Consider the following 18,248-nt stretch of genomic DNA (forward strand, 5'->3'; position numbering starts at 1 on the left):
CCTTACCTGTATCCCCAAATAAACTCAAGGCTCACACCGTCATGTGAACCTTGATATTTCAACCCGTTGAGCGGTTATTTTAATCTAACTAACCGTGTTTAGATATTAATCGTAGACGAGCTGACCGTGGTCGAATCGCGTTTCAACTTCACAGACCATCAAAGCGGCTCGTTGGCCTATCGCGACGTTTCGGTTAGGGAACACAACCGCTTCGTTTTCATTCTTCGCCATCAAGGGTTTATCTCCATCATGACCAAATACTTCACCATGTTTAAACGCGGTAAAGTTCTCTACATCATCAGAAAACATGAAATCAAAATCATCGTGTAAACGAACAATGGTTCGGCTCACACGATAAGTAATGGCTTTCTTCGGCAAATGCTCTGGCTCTACCTCGGCAATCAGGTTGCGCATCGCTAAATCAAAAGCAGTGAGTTTATCAAGCTGGTTGTCCCCAATCCGAGCGACTTGCCCTAATTCCAGTGTTAGTGCTTGTGCTGCAAAGTTTTCAGCGCTGTACCAACTGAATGTACTTGTTGGTGCATTCGATAGCAGCACCGCTTCAATGTGAGCGCTGTCGATGAAGTCAAACAAGGCTTTGCTGCGTATTTCGTGACGAACTTTAGGGCTCACGGCGAACGAATAATGCTTAGACAAACGGATGGCACAATGCAGATCCAAGTGCCAACGAGTCGCAGGCTCCGTTTGCTTATAAAACTCGGTCACCAAGTGCTTTAAATTCTTAGCAATATCGACTTCTCGATTGCTTTGGTGCGGTTTTTCATCAAACAGACGATTCATGTTTTCATCAAGAAAGCGGGTATGTGCATTGGTTGCTTCTGGGTGAGCGATAATAAACAAACATCTCGCGTTCACTTCCTGAAAGCCAGTTTCTATATCCTCAATGAGTTTATCAATCAGCTCCATAGGTGAAGTTTCGTCACCATGCACACCGGTTGAAAAAATGATGTTCTTGGTTGTCGAGTTATAATCCGCGGGAATCACTTCCAACACACCGCGTTGATGAAGCTTTATTTGAACACCGTTGCTTAATACGGTCTGTCCTGCAAACACTTCTTGCTCTAGATCTAGGCTGTCAAAAAGAAATGATTGGCGAAAGCGGGTCTTCGTCATGCGCTACTCCTTAATTGCACGGCCGTATGTTAATAAATTGTTCTTGCAAATAGTGTTGCTAGGATCGCACTTATCAACAGAAGTTCTGTTATCACTCACAAATACTGTCCATATGCTTTAGATTTCTGGCTTACCAACAAACCGACGTCTGTTCCCAATGATAGTTTTCTATTCTATTTGAAATGATCATTTTAATTTTAGTCATTTCAGCAAGATAAGAGCCACGTAAGCTAACACAGCTCCTACCTGCTATGAACAGATTAAGATCAACTAATCATCTTGATTGAGCAATCTTTCAAATTCGTCGATTTGTACTTTGACCATATCGATACTTTGTTGCCAAAACTCGGCTTCAGTCAGATCCATTCCAAGGTGTTTTTTCACCACATCTTCTGCCATCATGCTCCCTGTATCACGCAATAAAGAGACATAATCACTGTAAAACTGCTCACCTTTTGCGTCACGCTGTGCGTACACGCCTTTGCTGAACAGATAACCAAACAGGTATGGGTAGTTGTAGAAGCTCACTTGCGAGATGCTAAAGTGTAACTTGCTTGCCCAGAAATAAGGGTCAGCCTCTGTCATGGCCTCCCCGTACCACTCTTTCCATGTGGTCTCCATTAGGTCACACAGCTGCTGAGCCGTGAGCTCGCCTTTTTCACGCTGCTCGTAGAACGCTTTTTCAAACTCAAAACGAACCGGAATGTTAACCATCAAAGCGAGTGAAGATGAAAGCTCTTCCCACAGCATTTCAAGTTTCTCATTGCGTGTTTGTGCTAGTTTTAATAAGTGATCACGTACAATATTTTCAGCAAAAATTGAAGCAGTTTCAGCTAGCGTCATTGGGTAGCGAGTTTGACACAGCGGCATGTCTTTCATCACCCAGTTATGGAAAGCGTGGCCGAGTTCATGCGCCAATGTCATTAAGTCTGATCGGCTGCCACTCCAGGTCATGAACACTAGCGGCGTGCGTGTGGCAGCAAACTTAGTACAGTAAGCACCTAACCGTTTGTTGGCTGCCGGCGCGGCGTCAATCCAGCCATTCTCAACCATCAAAGCGACGAAATCAGCCATCTCTGGGCTCACTTCAGCAAACGCGGTCTTGATGACGTCGATCGCTTCATCAAATAGGTAAACCTTAGATTCGCTGTCCCCAAGGGGTGGCATTGCTGCTAAATGGTTCCAAGGCTTCATTTCGTCTAGCCCGTGAACGCTTGCCATCAACAGACCTGCTTTCTGGCCGACTTCGCGATTGGCTTTAGCAACCGACATCATTGTGTCTAGCGTTTCTGGCACAATGCGGCTGCCGTGTAAGCTTGGATCGAGGAAGTGTACATCGCTTATTTTCGAGCGCTTTTTGTTTTCCGTCAGTCGCCAACCCGCTAATGCATTCAGAATCGAAGCAAAAGACTCTTGATGGATTTTCATTGCGCCTTGAACCGCGCGCCATGCCGGTTCTTGTTTGTCGAATTCACTGCCATACAACAAACTCGCCGCTTGCGAGAACCCGAGAGTTTCCTCACGACTTTCAAGCTCTTTACCTTCAAGCTCGCTACATTCAAACTTCAGAGACAACTTCAATGACCCCGTCAGGTTATCGTACAAACGTCCCCATCCGTCACGTCCATCAACCTTCATCGCGGCTAACAACTGCTCTTCAGCAACACTGAGTCGAGTGCTTGACAGCTTACGAGAGCACTCGATAGCAAAGCGTTGCCCGGCAACGTCCGTACTCTCATGATCTAACACGGCATCAATAAATTCAGGTTCGGCATGGATTAATGTGTCTTCATAAGCGTTGAAAGCCTGAGTTAATTCAGAACTCAACTTCGCGACACGGCCAAGCAGTGCTTTGGCTTCTGTGTGCGTCGCATCTACCGATGCGTGGCAATTGGCGAAGGTGCTGATGGTGCTCAACAAGGTGCCTGCCGCCTCTGATGTTTGAATGGCGTTTTGCATCGCTAGAATGATGTGACGCTTTTCAACGTGTAGATACAATAGCTCAATGCACTGTTGAATGAGTTCGATGTCCTGTTCAATTTTTGCATCATTAAGATCGCGATAAGCGATGCTTAGATCCCAACTCGGTGTCGTCATGACTCAATTCCTTTCACGTAGGTCGTAATACTGTCTTTCTTTATACTCAGAGAACCGGTAGCCCGACCGCCTTCACGCTGACAAAGCGTTGGGCAAACTGAGTGATTTGAATATGGGTTATTGAGGCATTATCAATCGACAATTTCGAATACAAACTCGGGTTTTTCCATTCTATATCAAGACAATGCGCCAAGATCATTCGAATTACCCCACCATGAGTAACCAGCAGTAGATTGTCACCTTCACTGATTAGAAGTTGTGACCAAGCTTGGGTAACTCTGTCGTGGAAGCTTTGTAAGCTTTCTGCGCCTGTCAATTGATGATTTGCGGGATCTTGCCAGAACGTTTCTAACATTGACCAGTTGTCTTTCAGTTCATCAAAGGCGACCCCATCAACGTCGCCAAAGTTCATCTCCTGAAATTCAGGTTCTACCCATAAAGGCAGTGACAGACGTTTGGCGCACAAGTCGGCTAAGTCGCTGCAGCGTCTTAATGGTGAAGTAATGACACGGTTTAACGATAAGTTTTGCTCAACTAGCGATTCACCAATACGTTGCTGCATGTCAGGATGCACCAATACGTCGGATGAACCATTGAGTGCCGGTTGCCCCTCCACCTTGCCATGTCTCAACAAATAGATATTTTTGGTGGTTCCATTTTCCATGTTCTCAACCTAACCTTCGAAATATAAAGAGTGATTTGACGGCTTCAAATGCAGCGGTAATCCAGCCGCAATCAAGGTCACTCGGTCGACAACGCGAGCTAACGCTTGGTTCATACGCCCAGCGTTATCAACGAACAAGCGGGACACTTTACCTAAAGGCACAACACCAAGCCCAACTTCGTTAGACACCATGAAGATTTGAGCGGAAGTGTGTTCAACACTGTCGACCAAGGCTTCAACTGCGGATTCCACTTGTGCGTTAGTCGCTTCTTCACCCAGTTCGAATATGATGTTATTGAGCCACAAGGTTAAGCAATCAATCAACACAACATCGTGTTCATTAAAAGTCAGGAGTTTGTTGGCTAAGTCAATCGGTACTTCGTGTTCAATCCAGCGTTGATCGCGTCGTTGTTGATGATGTGCAATTCGCTCACGCATTTCATTGTCCAAGTACGTCGCAGTCGCAATATAATGTAAACGTCCATCGGATAACCCCTTTAAAGCGTGAATCGCTTGCTGCTCCGCATAACTGGACTTACCTGAACGCGCACCACCTAAAATCAGGTGATGGTTTAACGGGGTATTTGGATTGTTATTGGTCATGTTGGCCCTTAATGCAGTCGCGCCTTTACAGTAAGCCGTTGTAAAAAGCGGCAATAAAAACGATGTAGATCAGCAGTTCCATCAACTGTTGAGCCGCACCCAAGCAATCGCCAGTAAAACCCCCAATACGTGCCATTAGCCACTTTTTGAAACCCACTCTAAAAAGGTAAACCACAACCGACAGGACAAACGTAAACGCTAAACCAAACCAGAGGCTTGGCAATACCCCAACAATCATCAGAAAAACAAGCTCGTTTTTAGTTTGTTTATTGGCAAGTGGCTTACTTTTGCTCGTGTCCAAGTCGCTGACATAAGGCATATCGTAAATAAGCGAGGCTGCAATCGCACGGCTAAAGGTGTAACTGGTGACAATGACCATAAACAGCCCAGTCATGCTGATCAGTTCATTCAATAACACCCACTTACCGAGCAGTGCCATGATCAACGCAGACGCACCGTAAGTACCAATGCGACTGTCTTTCATGATGCTTAAACGGCGATCGAGAGTCATACCACCGCCGATGCCATCGGCCATATCAGTTAAGCCATCTTCATGGAAAGCGCCGGTGAGCATCAAGCTAAAGCTCATCATCAAAAAAAGGGCTACCGTGCTCGGTAATGCCGCATCAAGCAGTAAAAATACACCGCCACACAACACACCAAGCAACAAGCCAACTGTGGAAAAGTAACGGCCAGAACGATTCATACGCTCCGATGAGTAAGGGGTATTCTTCGGCATAGGCAAACGAGAAAAAAAGCCCAGAGCCAAACAGAAAAGCGCCCATTGATAGATCATTCGATCTTTTAGTGATCGCTTTGATGCATCACTCATTAAACCGTGACTCCCGCACTCTCAAAACTTGCCATGTTGTTGTAAAACTCGACGGCAGCACGAATAATCGGCATCGCGAGAGCAGCCCCGGTACCCTCGCCTAATCTCAAACCGAGATCGAGCAGTGGTTCAGCATCAAGGAGCTCTAATATTATTTTGTGTCCCGCCTCCTCAGAACGATGCGCAAAGATCATATAGTCACGGCAATTTGGCTCGATTAAGGTGGCGACATACGCGGCAACAGACACTATAAAACCATCAACAAGAATTGGGGTTCTGTTTTGGTAAGCGCCAAGGAAACCACCAATCATTTGAACGATTTCGTACCCTCCAACTTGTGCAAGAACATCCCTAGGGTTTAGACCTTTGCAACGAGCGACGCCTTGTTCCACAACCATTTTCTTACGCACAAGTTGTACGCTATTAATCCCCGTTCCTAAACCAACACATTCCTGTGCCGTGCGATTGGCTAATGCACTCAAAATCACCGACGCGCTACTGGTGTTACCGATGCCCATCTCACCAAACATGATGAGATTCGAGCCATTACGGATCGTTTTGCTGACCAATGACTGGCCCAGTTCAATCCCAAGCTCTACCGTGTCCGGCGTCATTGCCGCTTGGTGAGCAAAATTTTCAGTTCGAGTACCCAAACGCTGTGAAATCAGCATTGGGTTATCGGTCTCAACGGGCAACAAAATCCCCGTATCGACGACCGTGATATCAATATCATTCACCGTACAGAAGCAATTAATGGCAGCGCCGCCCTGTAAGAAGTTCAACACCATTTGTTGAGTCACAGCACTTGGCGCAATACTCACGCCTTCATCAGCAATACCATGATCCCCTGCAAATATAATGATACTGGGTCTATTTAATTCAATATGCGCTACTGCGGTGTCTTGACCTTGGCTCTGAATTAAAGCCAGTTGGTGAGCGACCTTTTCCAGTAGACCAAGTGCACCTAGCGGCTTAGTCTTTTGGTCTATACGGTGTTGGATGTGCTGTGAATATTGGGTATCTAACATAATTTACGTACACTTAGTCATCAGAGACAATTGTGGATTCAGGGTGCATAAACTGAGTGCGTTGTATTAGCACTTATGGCGATCACTAAAGGATAGATCTGAGAGGGCGCGCGAATATTGACGTTACAACTCCTAGCTCATCCTTGTCTATGTGAAGTTGAAATCAGTTTACGTGTTAACAAGAGACGTAGCTATGGTTAAGTAACAGAAATTATCGAGAATGTTCGTAATTTAAACACTTTAAACGCATTGGTTATTCAATCTGCAACATGGTATAGCAAAAGTGATCATCGGCTTCAGCCCATTTTATCCAACACGCATTTATCAACGTTCCATTCGCTTAAAATTCAAACTGTGCTTATATTAAACAATCACTTGCACAAACATAAGAGTCGTTATGAATATTCTGGGTGACAAAACATCGGTCGTTGTGGCCGGTGCAACCGGATTGATCGGCCATCACGTCATGACATTACTTATCGACGAGCCCGCAATCGAAAAAATCTATGCGTTATCTCGAAGACCGCTCGATTCACAATTTCACTCACATAAACTTACGACTCTTATTCATAATGACCTACAAGTCACGAGCTGGGATGAGACAAAAACGCCCCCGACTCTCGGCATCATTTGTTTAGGCACAACGATGAAAAAGGCCGGTTCAAAAGAAGCGCTACGTAAAGTCGATGTCGAGTTAGTGACTCAAGTAGCCCAGTCTATGAAGCTTCTCGGAGTTCAAAGGTTGGCCGTCGTATCGAGTTTTGGCGCTTCACCCGCTTCCTACTCACACTACCTTCGCTGCAAAGGGCAAATGGAGCAAAACTTAAAACGCATTGGCTTCCAACAACTATTTATCGCTCGGCCGGGACCGCTTATTGGTGAAAGAGAGGAACCAAGAGCCGATGAAAAATGCTTACAAAGGATCTTCCCTCTGTTCGCTCCACTGATGTTTGGTCAATTCAAAAACCTACGCCCGATTCAATCTAAAGCGGTGGCGAGAGCCATATTATTCAAGTTATTCGAAAATAACTTCAGTCAGGTAGAAATTTACTCATCCACTGACATGCTCAATTTATTAGCAAAATACCACTAAAAAGCTCACCGATTCATCACAATGTTGAAGATCCAACCATCCTACTGGGTAGATATGACTAATCGTTCTATTAAATTACTTTTCCTTACTTTACGTTTTGTTACAGGTCGCTACTGTAGCTAACAGTATTTGCGCCCATATACCTATGCGCCCTATCGATTTAAAGAAATTCATAAGGAAAACAAATGTCATTTTCAGCTATCGCTGCCTTAGCGGTATTCACTGGTATCCTCTTTTTGCTCTACGGACAACAAAAAACAGGAAAAACACTATCTCGCCTTGTTTTATTAGGTTTAGTTTTCGGAAGCGCATTTGGCCTTGGCTTACAACTGTTATTCGGTGAAGGCAATCCGGTTATCAAAGAGATACTGGAATGGGTAAACATCGCTGGTCGTGGTTACGTAGGCTTATTAAAAATGGTCATCATGCCATTAGTGCTTGTGTCAATGATTGCAGCGGTTGTGAAGCTTGAAAAAGGTGGGTCATTGGGCAAAATTTCTGGTGTCACAATTGGCGTACTGCTGGCTACAACCGCGGTTTCAGCTATTGTTGGTATCACCGTGGCGCACACGTTCGGCTTATCTGCTGAAGGTTTGACGGAAGGCGCTCGTGAAACGGCTCGTATCGCAACGCTAGAGAGTCGTATTGGCAGCGTCGCTGATTTAACGATTCCACAAATGCTGATTAGTTTCATTCCAACCAACCCATTTGCAGACCTAACAGGATCTCGTTCTACTTCTATTATTGCCGTCGTTATCTTCGGCGTACTGACGGGTATCGCGGCTCGTAAAGTCATGATGGAGAAAGAAGAACTAGAATCGCCAATCCGCACATTCGTTGACGCCGCTCAATCCATCGTAATGCGCTTAGTTAAGATGATCATGGCATTAACGCCATACGGCATCGCAGCTTTGATGGCGAAGGTCGTTGCAACATCAAGTGCCTCTGACATTTTGAGCTTACTCGGTTTTATCGTCGCGTCTTACGTGGCTATTCTTATCATGTTTGCTGTGCACGGTATTTTGGTCTCTTTTGTTGGTGTGAGCCCAAAAGAGTATTTCCAGAAGATCTGGCCGGTACTGACGTTCGCTTTCACATCGCGCAGTTCTGCGGCAACAATTCCATTGAACGTTGAAGCTCAGATCACGAAGCTTAATGTACCACCGGCAATCGCAAACCTGTCTGCCTCTTTTGGTGCGACGATTGGCCAAAATGGTTGTGCAGGTATCTACCCTGCGATGCTAGCAGTAATGGTTGCGCCAACGGTCGGCATCAACCCTATGGATATCAACTTCATTCTGTCGCTTGTCGCCATTATAACGGTAAGCTCATTCGGTATCGCTGGTGTGGGTGGTGGTGCAACCTTTGCTGCACTTATCGTACTTCCTTCAATGGGTTTGCCTGTAACCATTGCAGCACTGCTTATCTCGATCGAACCTCTTATTGATATGGCACGTACGGCGCTTAACGTATCGGGCGCAATGACAGCAGGCACTATCACTAGCCGTCTGCTCGAGAAAAAAGACAAGCAAGCAGAATTGGAACCAACGAATACATAACTCGATATCAAGGCATGTTGTTAGGTTAGTTTCACTCCATTAAAAAGCCCTGATGTATCAAACATCAGGGCTTTTTTACGTTTCGTCGTTATTGATAAATGGTGAATTCAGATCAGGCTGGTTTAGCCGCTATTTCACTTAAAACAACAGTGTCAAACGTTACCACATTAAATCATCTGGAATGACGAAGTCTTTATACGGGTCATCCTCGTCGACTTCGTCCGAGCTTGATGTCTGAGTATCCACAATAGATTCTTCATCTCGCATTGCGATCTTATTCGCTACCGAAGTAGGGATAACAACATAGCTTTCGCCTTGACGAGCAATACTTAAGAGACCGTTACTGAGTTGCTTTTGAGTCAGCTCTTCTACGTACAGGTATTTCACCAAAGTACCGTCGGTGAAGTTGTATTTTATCTCACCATTTTTCTGCTCGAGCTTGTTCATTTCAATCAATTGCTTCACCTGAGCTTTAATCTCTTTACTCAGCTGCTGTTCTTTCAATTGTTGGTTTAACTCTTTATCTTTCGCTTGCTGCGCCAATTTAGCTTCTTCAGCTGCCGCTTTTGCTTCACGAGACTGAACGCGAGATTTTTTAGAGCCTTTCTTCGCCTTCTTTAATTTTTTTTCATTTACCAAGCCAGCTTTAAGCATCTGCTCTTGGAGTGTTAACTTTGCCATGACTTTCCCAGTTAAGGATTAAAAACGCCTCTATCATACCTGCTTTTCAGGTTTCTGTTTACTGAACAAGAGTAAATTACAGAACAATCGCAAAATTTGTACTGATAGATCTAAGCTGTCGCCATAATCCCTTCTAGTTGCTCACAATCTCTGTTCTCCCCGAGCAAACAGTTTTCATTTAAGCATGCCAACATTGGCTGTTCTACCGACTCGAAACCATTATCTGACTCTATTATTCGCGTGCGTACCATTTATCATTCCAACAAGACAATATGTTTATTTTCAATGGTTAATCAATTTTATAAAACCTTGGCATATATCTCATATTTGAATAAATGCCATAGAGTTATAACTCCAATGTCATAACTCTTGACTACGTTATTCTAGACATCAATCAATAAGGATAACGTAGACGATGAAAACTCAATGGACTTGGTTAGCTGCACTTGTGGCATCCACATCAATCGCTTCGACCTCTGCGATCGCAGACACCGACGTGTATCTTACCAATAACACCAATCAAGTGATGACCATTCAAGCCAACCACACCGGTACCGACCTGCTTCAACTCGGTGATGAGTGGCAACAGCATGTTGAACAGATTGGCCCTTGGGAGACGAAGAAGCTGATCAGTTTCAACCGCTGGACTGGAGTGAAATCTGGGAAGACCTATGAGTTTGACACCGTGGTATCAAACGCTGTGGGTGAGAGTGTCACGCTCAACCAAACCATGAAGGGACATTGGTATAACTCGACACTGCAACATGGTTTGAGTACCGCAGACGTCAACCTAATATTGCATGACGATCGTAATATTCATCGCAGCACCACCGATGCATTCGGGGTCAATGCAGAGCTAGCACTTAAAGCCGATTCTACGGCGCGCTATGATGATATTTATTACACCATCACCCCGCCCAAAGTGGATGAGCAGCCAGAGCCGGATGCCAATACACTCAAGGTCATGACTTACAACATCTGGGCGCTGCCTGCCATCGCTTCACATATTGGTGACCGCTACGATCTTCTCCCTCAATACGTAAAGGGCTACGACGTTTTGGCGCTTCAAGAAGTATTTGCTAATGGCAGAGATGAGTTCTTGCGTGAGCTTGCGAAGGAGTATCCTTATCAAACCAAAATGCTCGATAAAGACGGGATTAACATTTATGACGGCGGCGTAATCATTGTCAGCCGCTACCCTATCGTTAACGAAGCTCAGTATGTTTTCCCTGATTGTACGGGCACAGATTGCTTCGCTGATAAAGGTGTTAACTACGCCGAAGTGATCAAGAATGGTCAGGCTTACCATGTATTCGGCACTCACACTGCATCGTTTGATACGGACACGGCACGTGACTACCGACAACGTCAATTTAAACAGATGCGTCAGCTTGCTCAATCACTGGAAATACCAACTTCAGAGACGGTTATTTATAGCGGTGACTTCAACGTGAACAAGCTGAAGTTCCCAGGCGACTACCAACAAATGTTCGCTAACCTGCAAGCCGCTGAGCCAGAGTATTCAGGTTATACTGCTTCCACCTTTGATCCTCGTATCAACAACTTTGCGGGTGAACCTATGTCTGGCGGGGAAAACGTCGAATACTTGGATTACGTAGTGGTGAGCTCGGAGTACGCACAAAAAACTCACAACAATAACCGCGTTGATGTTCCTCGTTCAACAAGCAGTGAGTTATGGAAGCACTACAACCTTTCAGACCACTTCCCTGTCAGTGCCGTGATCAAGTAGCGCGGTGAACCCATAATGCATCGAGTTATATTAATCCTAATGCTCGTCGCGGTGACGAGCATTATTGGCTACTCATGGTCATCAAAATCGAACGGAATACCGCTATCTTCTTCTCAACACGCAGAAGCTAAGCCACGTGTTTCTACGACAACTGATGACGATAATTTCACACCAACTGCAATCACCAGTTCGAAAAATGCAGCATCGCAGAGCAATCGATCCCAAGCTGAATCATCGGGCGTGGAAACGTATGCTGAAAACTTGACTGAGCTTGAAGGTAAAGCTCTATTCGATGAACTCGATGGGTTCTGGAAGCTTTGCCAACAACGTGATGACTGCACTGAGCAACTCGCACGATTGAAAGCAGAATTGCCGGGAATATGGTTTGAGTTACTGAGCGACTATCCGCAGCAATCAGTCGACTGGCAATTAGCCCAAAGTACCATCCCACTTGAGTCCATAGAGACACTGGAAGAGCGTGTTGCACTATTCAAACAATCTGCCCAGCAAGTATGGGGAGAGTTGGCCCACCAGCTATTCGCTGACCAGTTTGCTCATCTGGATTTTACGCTTGACGCCAACACCCTTGAAGAGAACGAAGCGAGCCAGTTTTTGGCCAACTATCAAGATTTGCTTAGTGAATGGCAAAACAATACGGGCACGTTAAACGCCGAAACACAGCTTCAAAAATATGAACTGGCAGTATCTTTGATACCCAGCAGCTATAGCCCTGCTGAAGTAGCATCAGTCAAAGCCGATCTCCAAGATGCCTACTTAGATGAAGCGCAGGCCAGCAACATTGCCGCGCGAGAACAACAAGTCGCACAACAGCAACAAACCGTGATGAGTTATCACGAGCAACTTGATCAGCTCAAAGCGACCTTAGGCTCTCAGCGCTCATCAAGTTATGCCACTTGGACTCAACAAGATTGGGACAGTTATTATCAGCAGCAAGTCACCGATTTCAGGGAGCAGTTTTTTAGTAAGTAACGCCTTAACTTAAACCATCACGAAACTGCGCGGGTGTTTTATTGAGCCACCCTTTAAATGCCCTTCTGAAATTTGCAGGGTCGCTATAACCGAGCTTTTCACCGATGTCGTCAATGCTCATGGTTGTGCCGAGTAATAGCTCTTTGGCCAGTTCCACTCGAACTTCGGTAAGCAATATTTGATAGCTGGATTCAAGGGTTACTAGCTCTCGCCTGAGTGTACGAGAGCTACAACCCAACTCATCCCCTTACACTGGCTATGGTAAGAAAAGAAGTAAATAGGCAGAATCGTGGCTATAGAAAAGCCACAATTGGTTTCAAAACCTTCCCCACTGACTCGATTGAATAGTAAAGCACCGTTTTCCTGCAATTTATTTAGGATCTGGGTTGCACGCCTACCGCATACTGTCAGATACTGAACAAAACCAACTTTCAGCTACAGTAAGCGCTCCCCGCCTGCTGTTCAGGACATTCTATGAGTTTAGACAATCAGCCAACCTACTTCTTTTTCGACTACGAAACATGGGGCGTAAGCCCAGCGAAAGATCGTCCAAGTCAGTTCGCAGGTGTTCGTACCGATCAAGATTTTAATATTATCGGAGAGCCTCTGGTTATCTATTGCCAACCTCCTGCTGATTATCTGCCTGCACCTGAAGCCGCATTAATTACTCGCATCACACCACAAAAAGCCCTGTCCCAAGGCTTACCTGAACCTGAATTCATAGCCAAAATTCATGCTGAACTTGCTAAGCCCAATACCACCAGCCTTGGCTACAATAGCATTCGTTTCGATGACGAAGTCACACGATATACCTGTTATCGTAATTTTATCGACCCGTACGCATGGAGCTGGCAGAACGGTAACTCTCGTTGGGATCTACTGGACGTGATGCGCGCCGTCCACGCACTTCGCCCTGAAGGCATTGTCTGGCCAGAGAACGAAGACGGTTACCCAAGTTTCAAACTGGAAGACCTATCAAAGGCCAATGACATTGAACACGAAAACGCGCACGATGCGATGGCCGATGTTATTGCGACTATCGAGTTAGCGAAAAAGTTGAAAGCGGCACAGCCTAAAATGTTTGACTACCTATACAACATGCGCCACAAGCGTAAGCTGAATGAGTTAGTCGACATTGTAAACATGACGCCTCTAATGCACGTTTCAGGCATGTTCGGTCGTGATTGCCACTACACGAGCTGGGTGGTGCCTATGGCGTGGCACCCAACCAATCAAAATGCGGTTATCGTGGTTGACTTGGCTAAAGACCCTAGCCCATTGCTTGAGCTTGATGCCGATGCCCTGCGTGAAAGGCTCTATACAAAGCGCAGCGAGCTATCAGAAAACGAGCTTCCTGTTCCGATCAAACTTGTACACTTGAACAAATGTCCAATTCTTGCACCAGCAAAAACCCTGACGGCTGAAAATGCCGAAACTATCGGTATTGATCGACAACAGTGTCTCAATAACCTAGCACTATTACGTGAACACCCAGAAATTCGCGAAAAGCTGATCGGTTTGTATTCACAAGAACGTGTATACGAGAAAAGTGACGACGTCGACACCCATCTGTATGACGGTTTCTTTTCACCCGCCGATAAAACCGCAATGAACATCATTCGTGAAACCGACCCAAATAACTTATCAGCGTTAGACATCACTTTTGGCGACGAACGTATTAAACCGTTACTGTTCCGTTACCGTGCTCGACACTTCCCATGGACACTTGATGAGCAGGAGCAATTGAAGTGGGCAAACCATTGTCGTGAGTTTTACGAAAGTCGCTTGGAAGAGTACATGTTAAACCTAGAGAATCTCGCACACGAACATGAGAGCGACGAAAAAAAGATGGCGATCTTGAAGGCGGTTTATCAATACGTAGAAAACTTAGCCAGCTAATTCCACTATCAAGAGATGTTACACTTTGAAAGAACGTTTGATCCAACTCGTCTACTGCTTGATCTCCTTTGCTTTGATCCTAGGCGCCCTCACAGCAGGTAACGCGTTACAACACCTGTTAGACACCGCTATCCCGGGCAGTATTTTTGGCATGTTAATTTTATTTGCTGTCATGGTGATTGGTATTGTTCCAGCACACTGGGTACAACCCGGTGCCAGCTTGATCATTCGCTTTATGATTTTATTATTTGTCCCGATCAGTGTCGGGTTGATGGAGCACTTTGACGAACTTATCGCAAATGCATTGCCCATCTTAGCCAGTGCCGTGGGGGGGACGCTGATCGTCTTGGTTTCTTTATCATGGTTCTTAGACCGCTTGCTTTCGAGAGGTCAATAATCATGTGGATCCTACTGACCATCGTGGTGTTTCTATTTGCTCGCTGGATAAGCCAGAAAGTGAACTCGCCACTGTGTAACCCATTGCTGATCAGCATTGGGGTTATTATTCCTATTCTGCTGTTTTTCAAAATCCCCTTTGAAACTTATTATGCGGACAACACTTGGATTACCTACATGCTTCAACCTGCGGTCGTTGCACTTGCTTACCCGCTCTACGAGCAACTGCCGCAAATCCGCACTAACTGGCGTATCATCACCTTAGCTTGCACACTTGGCAGCGTAATGTCGATGATCACAGCAGCCTTGATCGCCGTCGCTTTTAAAGCCGATTTGAGCTTAATCGCAAGTCTACTCGGTAAGTCAGTCACCACACCTATCGCTATGGAAGTCTCCAGTCATTTAGGGGGCGAAGCCGCGATTGCCGCAATTCTGGTGCTTATTGTGGGTCTGTTTGGGGCCATTTTCGCTTACCCTATTTATAACCTAATCGGTATTAAGAGTCCGATAGCACGAGGGTTAACCATGGGCACAGTATCGCATGCTCTAGGAACCGCAACCTGTGCAGAAAAGAACCCACAAGATGCGGCTTTTAGCTCTCTCGCGTTAGTACTTTGTGGTGTTATAACCTCGATTATCGCGCCGAGCATATTTGCTATCGTCGTTTGGCTCTACGCGTAATCCGATGGGCTGGCATATTCATTTTTAATCTCTCGAAAGCCCAACAAAACTCTGATGACATAACATCTACTTGGGCTTATTCTCGGCACTCACCTAATCATGCCAAGCGATTGGGCTCAAATTTGAGTCAATAAATGCGATAGGCATGGTCATATTGGTCTTTGCAATCGATTTCATCTGTGACCTCACTCTAATTATGCAATAGAATGTAACAACAAGATAACAATAGTGACTGGAATCACGGATTATTCTTGAGTATTGCATAAACTTAAAGCCTAAGGTTAATTAAGGATTCAACATGAACAGTCGTATTACCATGGCGCTGGAAAGTGCTCCAGCATCAATTAGGACACTTTTGAGTGACATCGTATTTTCAGATAGCTTCGATGCAACGTTATCTTCAGAGCAATTTGCTGATTTACTGCAAGCCAGCGGTTTAACTGATAACGAGTTACGTGTTGCACTGCTTCCTTTTGCCGCCGCTTATTCTTACGCACCGCTCTCCGAGTTTTATGTTGGCGCTATCGTACGTGGTTTGTCTGGGACTTTGTATTTTGGGGCAAACCTTGAAGTCGCCGGCGCTCAGTTAAGCCAAACGGTGCATGCAGAACAGTCAGCGATTAGCCACGCTTGGATGAAAGGTGAAGAAGGTATTTCCGACATCACGATTAATTTCAGCCCTTGTGGTCACTGTCGCCAATTCATGAATGAACTTACGACAGCAAAAAAGCTTCAAATTCAGCTTCCACAACGCACTGAAATGTCTCTACAAGACTATCTGCCGGATTCATTTGGCCCCGCTGATTTAGGCATTACAGAAGGCTTGATGACGAAACTAGATCACCAATACACATCCGCAGAGACGAGCCCAATTATTGTGAGCGCACTTGCCGCCTTAAACCGCAGCCACGCCCCTTACACTAAGAACCTAAGTGGCGTTTCATTACAGCTGGCAACGGGTGAAATCTTTACGGGTGCGTACGCTGAAAACGCCGCCTTCAACCCTAGCCTTCCGCCATTACAAGTTGCACTCGTTCAGCTTAAACTGGCTGGCTTCGATTTTGAGCAAATCGAAAACGCGGCCTTGGTTGAAATCGCTGACGGAAACATCAGTCACTTAGCAGAGACTCAGTCGACATTGGAAGCGATTAACCCTGACATTCCAGTGAGTTACTTAGCAATTTAAGCACATTCCATTAACAAAACACGCAAAAAAGCAGCCCATATTATTAGGCTGCTTTTTTTATACTTCTAATTCATACCACAGACCGCGCAAACGTTTGCTTTTATCGGTCAAATAAGTATGATCACACCGTTTTCAATCACTCGTTTAAAAGATCGGAAGGAATGTCTATGTTTGGTACCGCTATTCGTGAAAATGCTACTCGTGTACTTCTATTAGGTTCAGGCGAACTCGGCAAAGAAGTCGCTATTGAGTGCCAACGTTTAGGTTTGGAAGTGATTGCATGTGACCGTTATGAAGACGCACCCGCTATGCAAGTGGCGCATCGCAGTCATGTGTTCGATATGTTAGACGCTGATGCGTTAGAAGCCATTATTGAGCTCGAAAAACCCGATTACGTAGTACCAGAAATCGAAGCGATTGCCACCGGTAAACTCGTGGAGCTTGAAGCAAAAGGATTGAATGTCGTTCCAACAGCGAACGCGACGAAACTGACGATGAACCGCGAAGGCATTCGTCGCCTAGCCGCAGAAACGTTAGAGTTGAGCACATCTCCGTACCGTTTTGCTGACACCTTTGAAGATTTCGCCGCTGCGGTCGAATTTGTGGGCATGCCTTGTGTCGTGAAACCCGTGATGAGCTCTTCAGGCAAAGGCCAAAGCGTCATCAAAACAGAAGAAGATATTCAAAAGTCTTGGGATTACGCGCAAGATGGTGGTCGCACTGGCGCGGGTCGTGTCATCGTTGAAGGCTTTATCGACTTTGATTACGAAATCACACTATTAACCGTTCGAGCAGTAGACGGCATTCACTTCTGTGCGCCTATCGGCCACCGCCAAGAAGACGGTGACTACCGCGAGTCATGGCAGCCACAAATCATGTCAGACAACGCTTTAAAAGCAGCGCAATACACCGCAGGGCAAGTGGTTAACGCACTAGGCGGTTACGGTATCTTTGGTGTGGAACTGTTTGTTAAAGGTGATCATGTCATTTTCAATGAAGTGTCCCCTCGCCCACACGATACCGGTTTAGTAACCTTGATGTCTCAAGACTCATCTGAATTTGCGCTGCATGTACGCGCATTTACGGGTATGCCAATTAAATCCATCACGCAATACGGCCCGTGTGCATCAGCGGTTATTCTGGGTCAAGGCACATCAACAAACATCCGCTTTGAAGGGCTTGCAGAAGCGCTAGATGCACCACAAACGCAAGTTCGTCTATTTGGTAAGCCAGACATTGATGGTCGCCGTCGCCTTGGTGTCGCGTTAACTCGCCGTAATAGCACAGAGACCGCGATTGAAGATGCAATTGAAAGCGCTTCAAAAGTAAAAGTCATTTACTGATGGTGTCTCTATCTGAGCCATACAGCCTTCACCTCTGAACAATAAAAATACGGGCTATTTAGGGTTCTGTCGCAAATCTAATTAGAGGCGTGGCAGACCAACCCTACAGATACAATTATACTGCGAGTGCGTAGAATCGCTCAAAGGCCGTCTGCCCTTCAACATCTATCTGGTCTTGTTTCAACATCGTCCACATTTCTCGTCCGTGCAAACTTGCCAAGGCTCCTTCCATTGATTTCCAACCCAGCGCTTGACGCGTTTTCTGCTTCACCCAACGGTGACTCTGCTCAACGATATTGTTCAGATATTTAA

At 45.7% G+C, this 18,248-nt stretch carries 16 protein-coding genes and 2 pseudogenes; 9 read left to right on the forward strand and 9 right to left on the reverse strand.

What is annotated here, in order from left to right; all coding sequences use genetic code 11:
- Positions 1-105: 105 nt before the first annotated feature.
- The 6 genes from L4B77_RS13845 to cobT form a co-directional block, all read right to left on the reverse strand.
- Positions 106-1,134 carry a succinylglutamate desuccinylase gene (locus L4B77_RS13845; RefSeq protein ID WP_261837424.1) on the reverse strand — a complete coding sequence of 343 codons (1,029 nt, stop codon included), beginning with the start codon at positions 1,132-1,134 and terminating at the stop codon, positions 106-108.
- A 270-nt stretch (positions 1,135-1,404) separates the two neighbouring features.
- Positions 1,405-3,231: a M3 family oligoendopeptidase gene (locus tag L4B77_RS13850; protein ID WP_429751095.1), complete on the reverse strand. Its 1,827-nt coding sequence runs from the start codon at positions 3,229-3,231 to the stop codon at positions 1,405-1,407.
- 46 nt (positions 3,232-3,277) lie between these two features.
- Entirely contained in the window at positions 3,278-3,895 is a 618-nt protein-coding gene (locus tag L4B77_RS13855) for a histidine phosphatase family protein (RefSeq protein ID WP_429751097.1), read from the reverse strand.
- Positions 3,896-3,904: 9 nt separating this feature from the next.
- Positions 3,905-4,498: a bifunctional adenosylcobinamide kinase/adenosylcobinamide-phosphate guanylyltransferase gene (gene cobU, locus L4B77_RS13860; RefSeq protein ID WP_261837427.1), complete on the reverse strand. Its 594-nt coding sequence runs from the start codon at positions 4,496-4,498 to the stop codon at positions 3,905-3,907.
- 25 nt (positions 4,499-4,523) lie between these two features.
- The gene (locus L4B77_RS13865; protein WP_429751099.1) at positions 4,524-5,330 is read right to left on the reverse strand and encodes an adenosylcobinamide-GDP ribazoletransferase; all 807 of its coding nucleotides are present in this window, start codon (positions 5,328-5,330) and stop codon (positions 4,524-4,526) included.
- Entirely contained in the window at positions 5,330-6,358 is a 1,029-nt protein-coding gene (gene cobT, locus L4B77_RS13870; RefSeq protein ID WP_429751101.1) for a nicotinate-nucleotide--dimethylbenzimidazole phosphoribosyltransferase, read from the reverse strand. The genes L4B77_RS13865 and cobT overlap by 1 nt, the downstream gene beginning before the upstream one ends.
- Positions 6,359-6,755: 397 nt before the next feature.
- On the opposite strand from cobT, the gene L4B77_RS13875 reads away from it, so the two are divergent.
- Both L4B77_RS13875 and L4B77_RS13880 read left to right on the forward strand, forming a co-directional pair.
- Positions 6,756-7,451: an NAD(P)H-binding protein gene (locus L4B77_RS13875; protein WP_261837430.1), complete on the forward strand. Its 696-nt coding sequence runs from the start codon at positions 6,756-6,758 to the stop codon at positions 7,449-7,451.
- 185 nt (positions 7,452-7,636) lie between these two features.
- Positions 7,637-9,010 carry an L-cystine transporter gene (locus L4B77_RS13880; protein WP_429751103.1) on the forward strand — a complete coding sequence of 458 codons (1,374 nt, stop codon included), beginning with the start codon at positions 7,637-7,639 and terminating at the stop codon, positions 9,008-9,010.
- A 159-nt stretch (positions 9,011-9,169) separates the two neighbouring features.
- Here L4B77_RS13880 and L4B77_RS13885 read toward each other — a convergent pair whose 3' ends face one another.
- Positions 9,170-9,691, reverse strand: a complete 522-nt coding sequence (locus L4B77_RS13885) for a DUF2058 domain-containing protein (protein WP_261837432.1) — start codon at positions 9,689-9,691, stop codon at positions 9,170-9,172.
- Between the two features lie 415 nt (positions 9,692-10,106).
- Here L4B77_RS13885 and L4B77_RS13890 point away from each other — a divergent pair, with 415 nt between their 5' ends.
- Positions 10,107-11,441 carry a sphingomyelin phosphodiesterase gene (locus L4B77_RS13890; protein ID WP_429751105.1) on the forward strand — a complete coding sequence of 445 codons (1,335 nt, stop codon included), beginning with the start codon at positions 10,107-10,109 and terminating at the stop codon, positions 11,439-11,441.
- Between the two features lie 39 nt (positions 11,442-11,480).
- Positions 11,481-12,431: a chromosome partitioning protein ParA gene (locus L4B77_RS13895; RefSeq protein WP_429751114.1), complete on the forward strand. Its 951-nt coding sequence runs from the start codon at positions 11,481-11,483 to the stop codon at positions 12,429-12,431.
- A 4-nt stretch (positions 12,432-12,435) separates the two neighbouring features.
- Here the strand turns inward: L4B77_RS13895 and L4B77_RS13900 are convergent.
- Positions 12,436-12,675 (reverse strand): annotated as a pseudogene (locus tag L4B77_RS13900) (helix-turn-helix domain-containing protein); the annotation flags it as partial.
- A 230-nt stretch (positions 12,676-12,905) separates the two neighbouring features.
- Here L4B77_RS13900 and sbcB point away from each other — a divergent pair.
- From sbcB to purT, 5 genes are all read left to right on the forward strand, one after another.
- Entirely contained in the window at positions 12,906-14,330 is a 1,425-nt protein-coding gene (gene sbcB, locus L4B77_RS13905; RefSeq protein WP_429751107.1) for an exodeoxyribonuclease I, read from the forward strand.
- 25 nt (positions 14,331-14,355) lie between these two features.
- Positions 14,356-14,727 carry a CidA/LrgA family protein gene (locus tag L4B77_RS13910; RefSeq protein ID WP_261837434.1) on the forward strand — a complete coding sequence of 124 codons (372 nt, stop codon included), beginning with the start codon at positions 14,356-14,358 and terminating at the stop codon, positions 14,725-14,727.
- Positions 14,728-14,729: 2 nt separating this feature from the next.
- Entirely contained in the window at positions 14,730-15,407 is a 678-nt protein-coding gene (locus L4B77_RS13915) for a CidB/LrgB family autolysis modulator (protein WP_261837435.1), read from the forward strand.
- Positions 15,408-15,705: 298 nt separating this feature from the next.
- Complete coding sequence (gene cdd / locus L4B77_RS13920) at positions 15,706-16,593, forward strand: cytidine deaminase (protein WP_429751110.1); 888 nt, start codon at positions 15,706-15,708, stop codon at positions 16,591-16,593.
- 167 nt (positions 16,594-16,760) lie between these two features.
- Positions 16,761-17,936, forward strand: coding sequence for a formate-dependent phosphoribosylglycinamide formyltransferase (gene purT / locus L4B77_RS13925; RefSeq protein WP_261837437.1), 1,176 nt, complete (start codon positions 16,761-16,763; stop codon positions 17,934-17,936).
- Positions 17,937-18,051: 115 nt separating this feature from the next.
- Here purT and L4B77_RS13930 read toward each other — a convergent pair.
- Positions 18,052-18,248 (reverse strand): annotated as a pseudogene (locus L4B77_RS13930) (IS6 family transposase); the annotation flags it as partial.

The organism is Vibrio minamisatsumaniensis (assembly GCF_050337445.1).
Lineage (GTDB): Bacteria > Pseudomonadota > Gammaproteobacteria > Enterobacterales > Vibrionaceae > Vibrio > Vibrio artabrorum.

What these genes read in the sequence shown, in the direction of transcription:
- L4B77_RS13845 (WP_261837424.1), bottom strand. Translation starts at nt 1,134, where the DNA reads ATGACGAAGACCCGCTTTCGCCAATCATTTCTTTTTGACAGCCTAGAT.
- L4B77_RS13850 (WP_429751095.1), bottom strand. Translation starts at nt 3,231, where the DNA reads ATGACGACACCGAGTTGGGATCTAAGCATCGCTTATCGCGATCTTAAT.
- L4B77_RS13855 (WP_429751097.1), bottom strand. Translation starts at nt 3,895, where the DNA reads ATGGAAAATGGAACCACCAAAAATATCTATTTGTTGAGACATGGCAAG.
- cobU (WP_261837427.1), bottom strand. Translation starts at nt 4,498, where the DNA reads ATGACCAATAACAATCCAAATACCCCGTTAAACCATCACCTGATTTTA.
- L4B77_RS13865 (WP_429751099.1), bottom strand. Translation starts at nt 5,330, where the DNA reads ATGAGTGATGCATCAAAGCGATCACTAAAAGATCGAATGATCTATCAA.
- cobT (WP_429751101.1), bottom strand. Translation starts at nt 6,358, where the DNA reads ATGTTAGATACCCAATATTCACAGCACATCCAACACCGTATAGACCAA.
- L4B77_RS13875 (WP_261837430.1), top strand. Translation starts at nt 6,756, where the DNA reads ATGAATATTCTGGGTGACAAAACATCGGTCGTTGTGGCCGGTGCAACC.
- L4B77_RS13880 (WP_429751103.1), top strand. Translation starts at nt 7,637, where the DNA reads ATGTCATTTTCAGCTATCGCTGCCTTAGCGGTATTCACTGGTATCCTC.
- L4B77_RS13885 (WP_261837432.1), bottom strand. Translation starts at nt 9,691, where the DNA reads ATGGCAAAGTTAACACTCCAAGAGCAGATGCTTAAAGCTGGCTTGGTA.
- L4B77_RS13890 (WP_429751105.1), top strand. Translation starts at nt 10,107, where the DNA reads ATGAAAACTCAATGGACTTGGTTAGCTGCACTTGTGGCATCCACATCA.
- L4B77_RS13895 (WP_429751114.1), top strand. Translation starts at nt 11,481, where the DNA reads ATGCTCGTCGCGGTGACGAGCATTATTGGCTACTCATGGTCATCAAAA.
- sbcB (WP_429751107.1), top strand. Translation starts at nt 12,906, where the DNA reads ATGAGTTTAGACAATCAGCCAACCTACTTCTTTTTCGACTACGAAACA.
- L4B77_RS13915 (WP_261837435.1), top strand. Translation starts at nt 14,730, where the DNA reads ATGTGGATCCTACTGACCATCGTGGTGTTTCTATTTGCTCGCTGGATA.
- cdd (WP_429751110.1), top strand. Translation starts at nt 15,706, where the DNA reads ATGAACAGTCGTATTACCATGGCGCTGGAAAGTGCTCCAGCATCAATT.
- purT (WP_261837437.1), top strand. Translation starts at nt 16,761, where the DNA reads ATGTTTGGTACCGCTATTCGTGAAAATGCTACTCGTGTACTTCTATTA.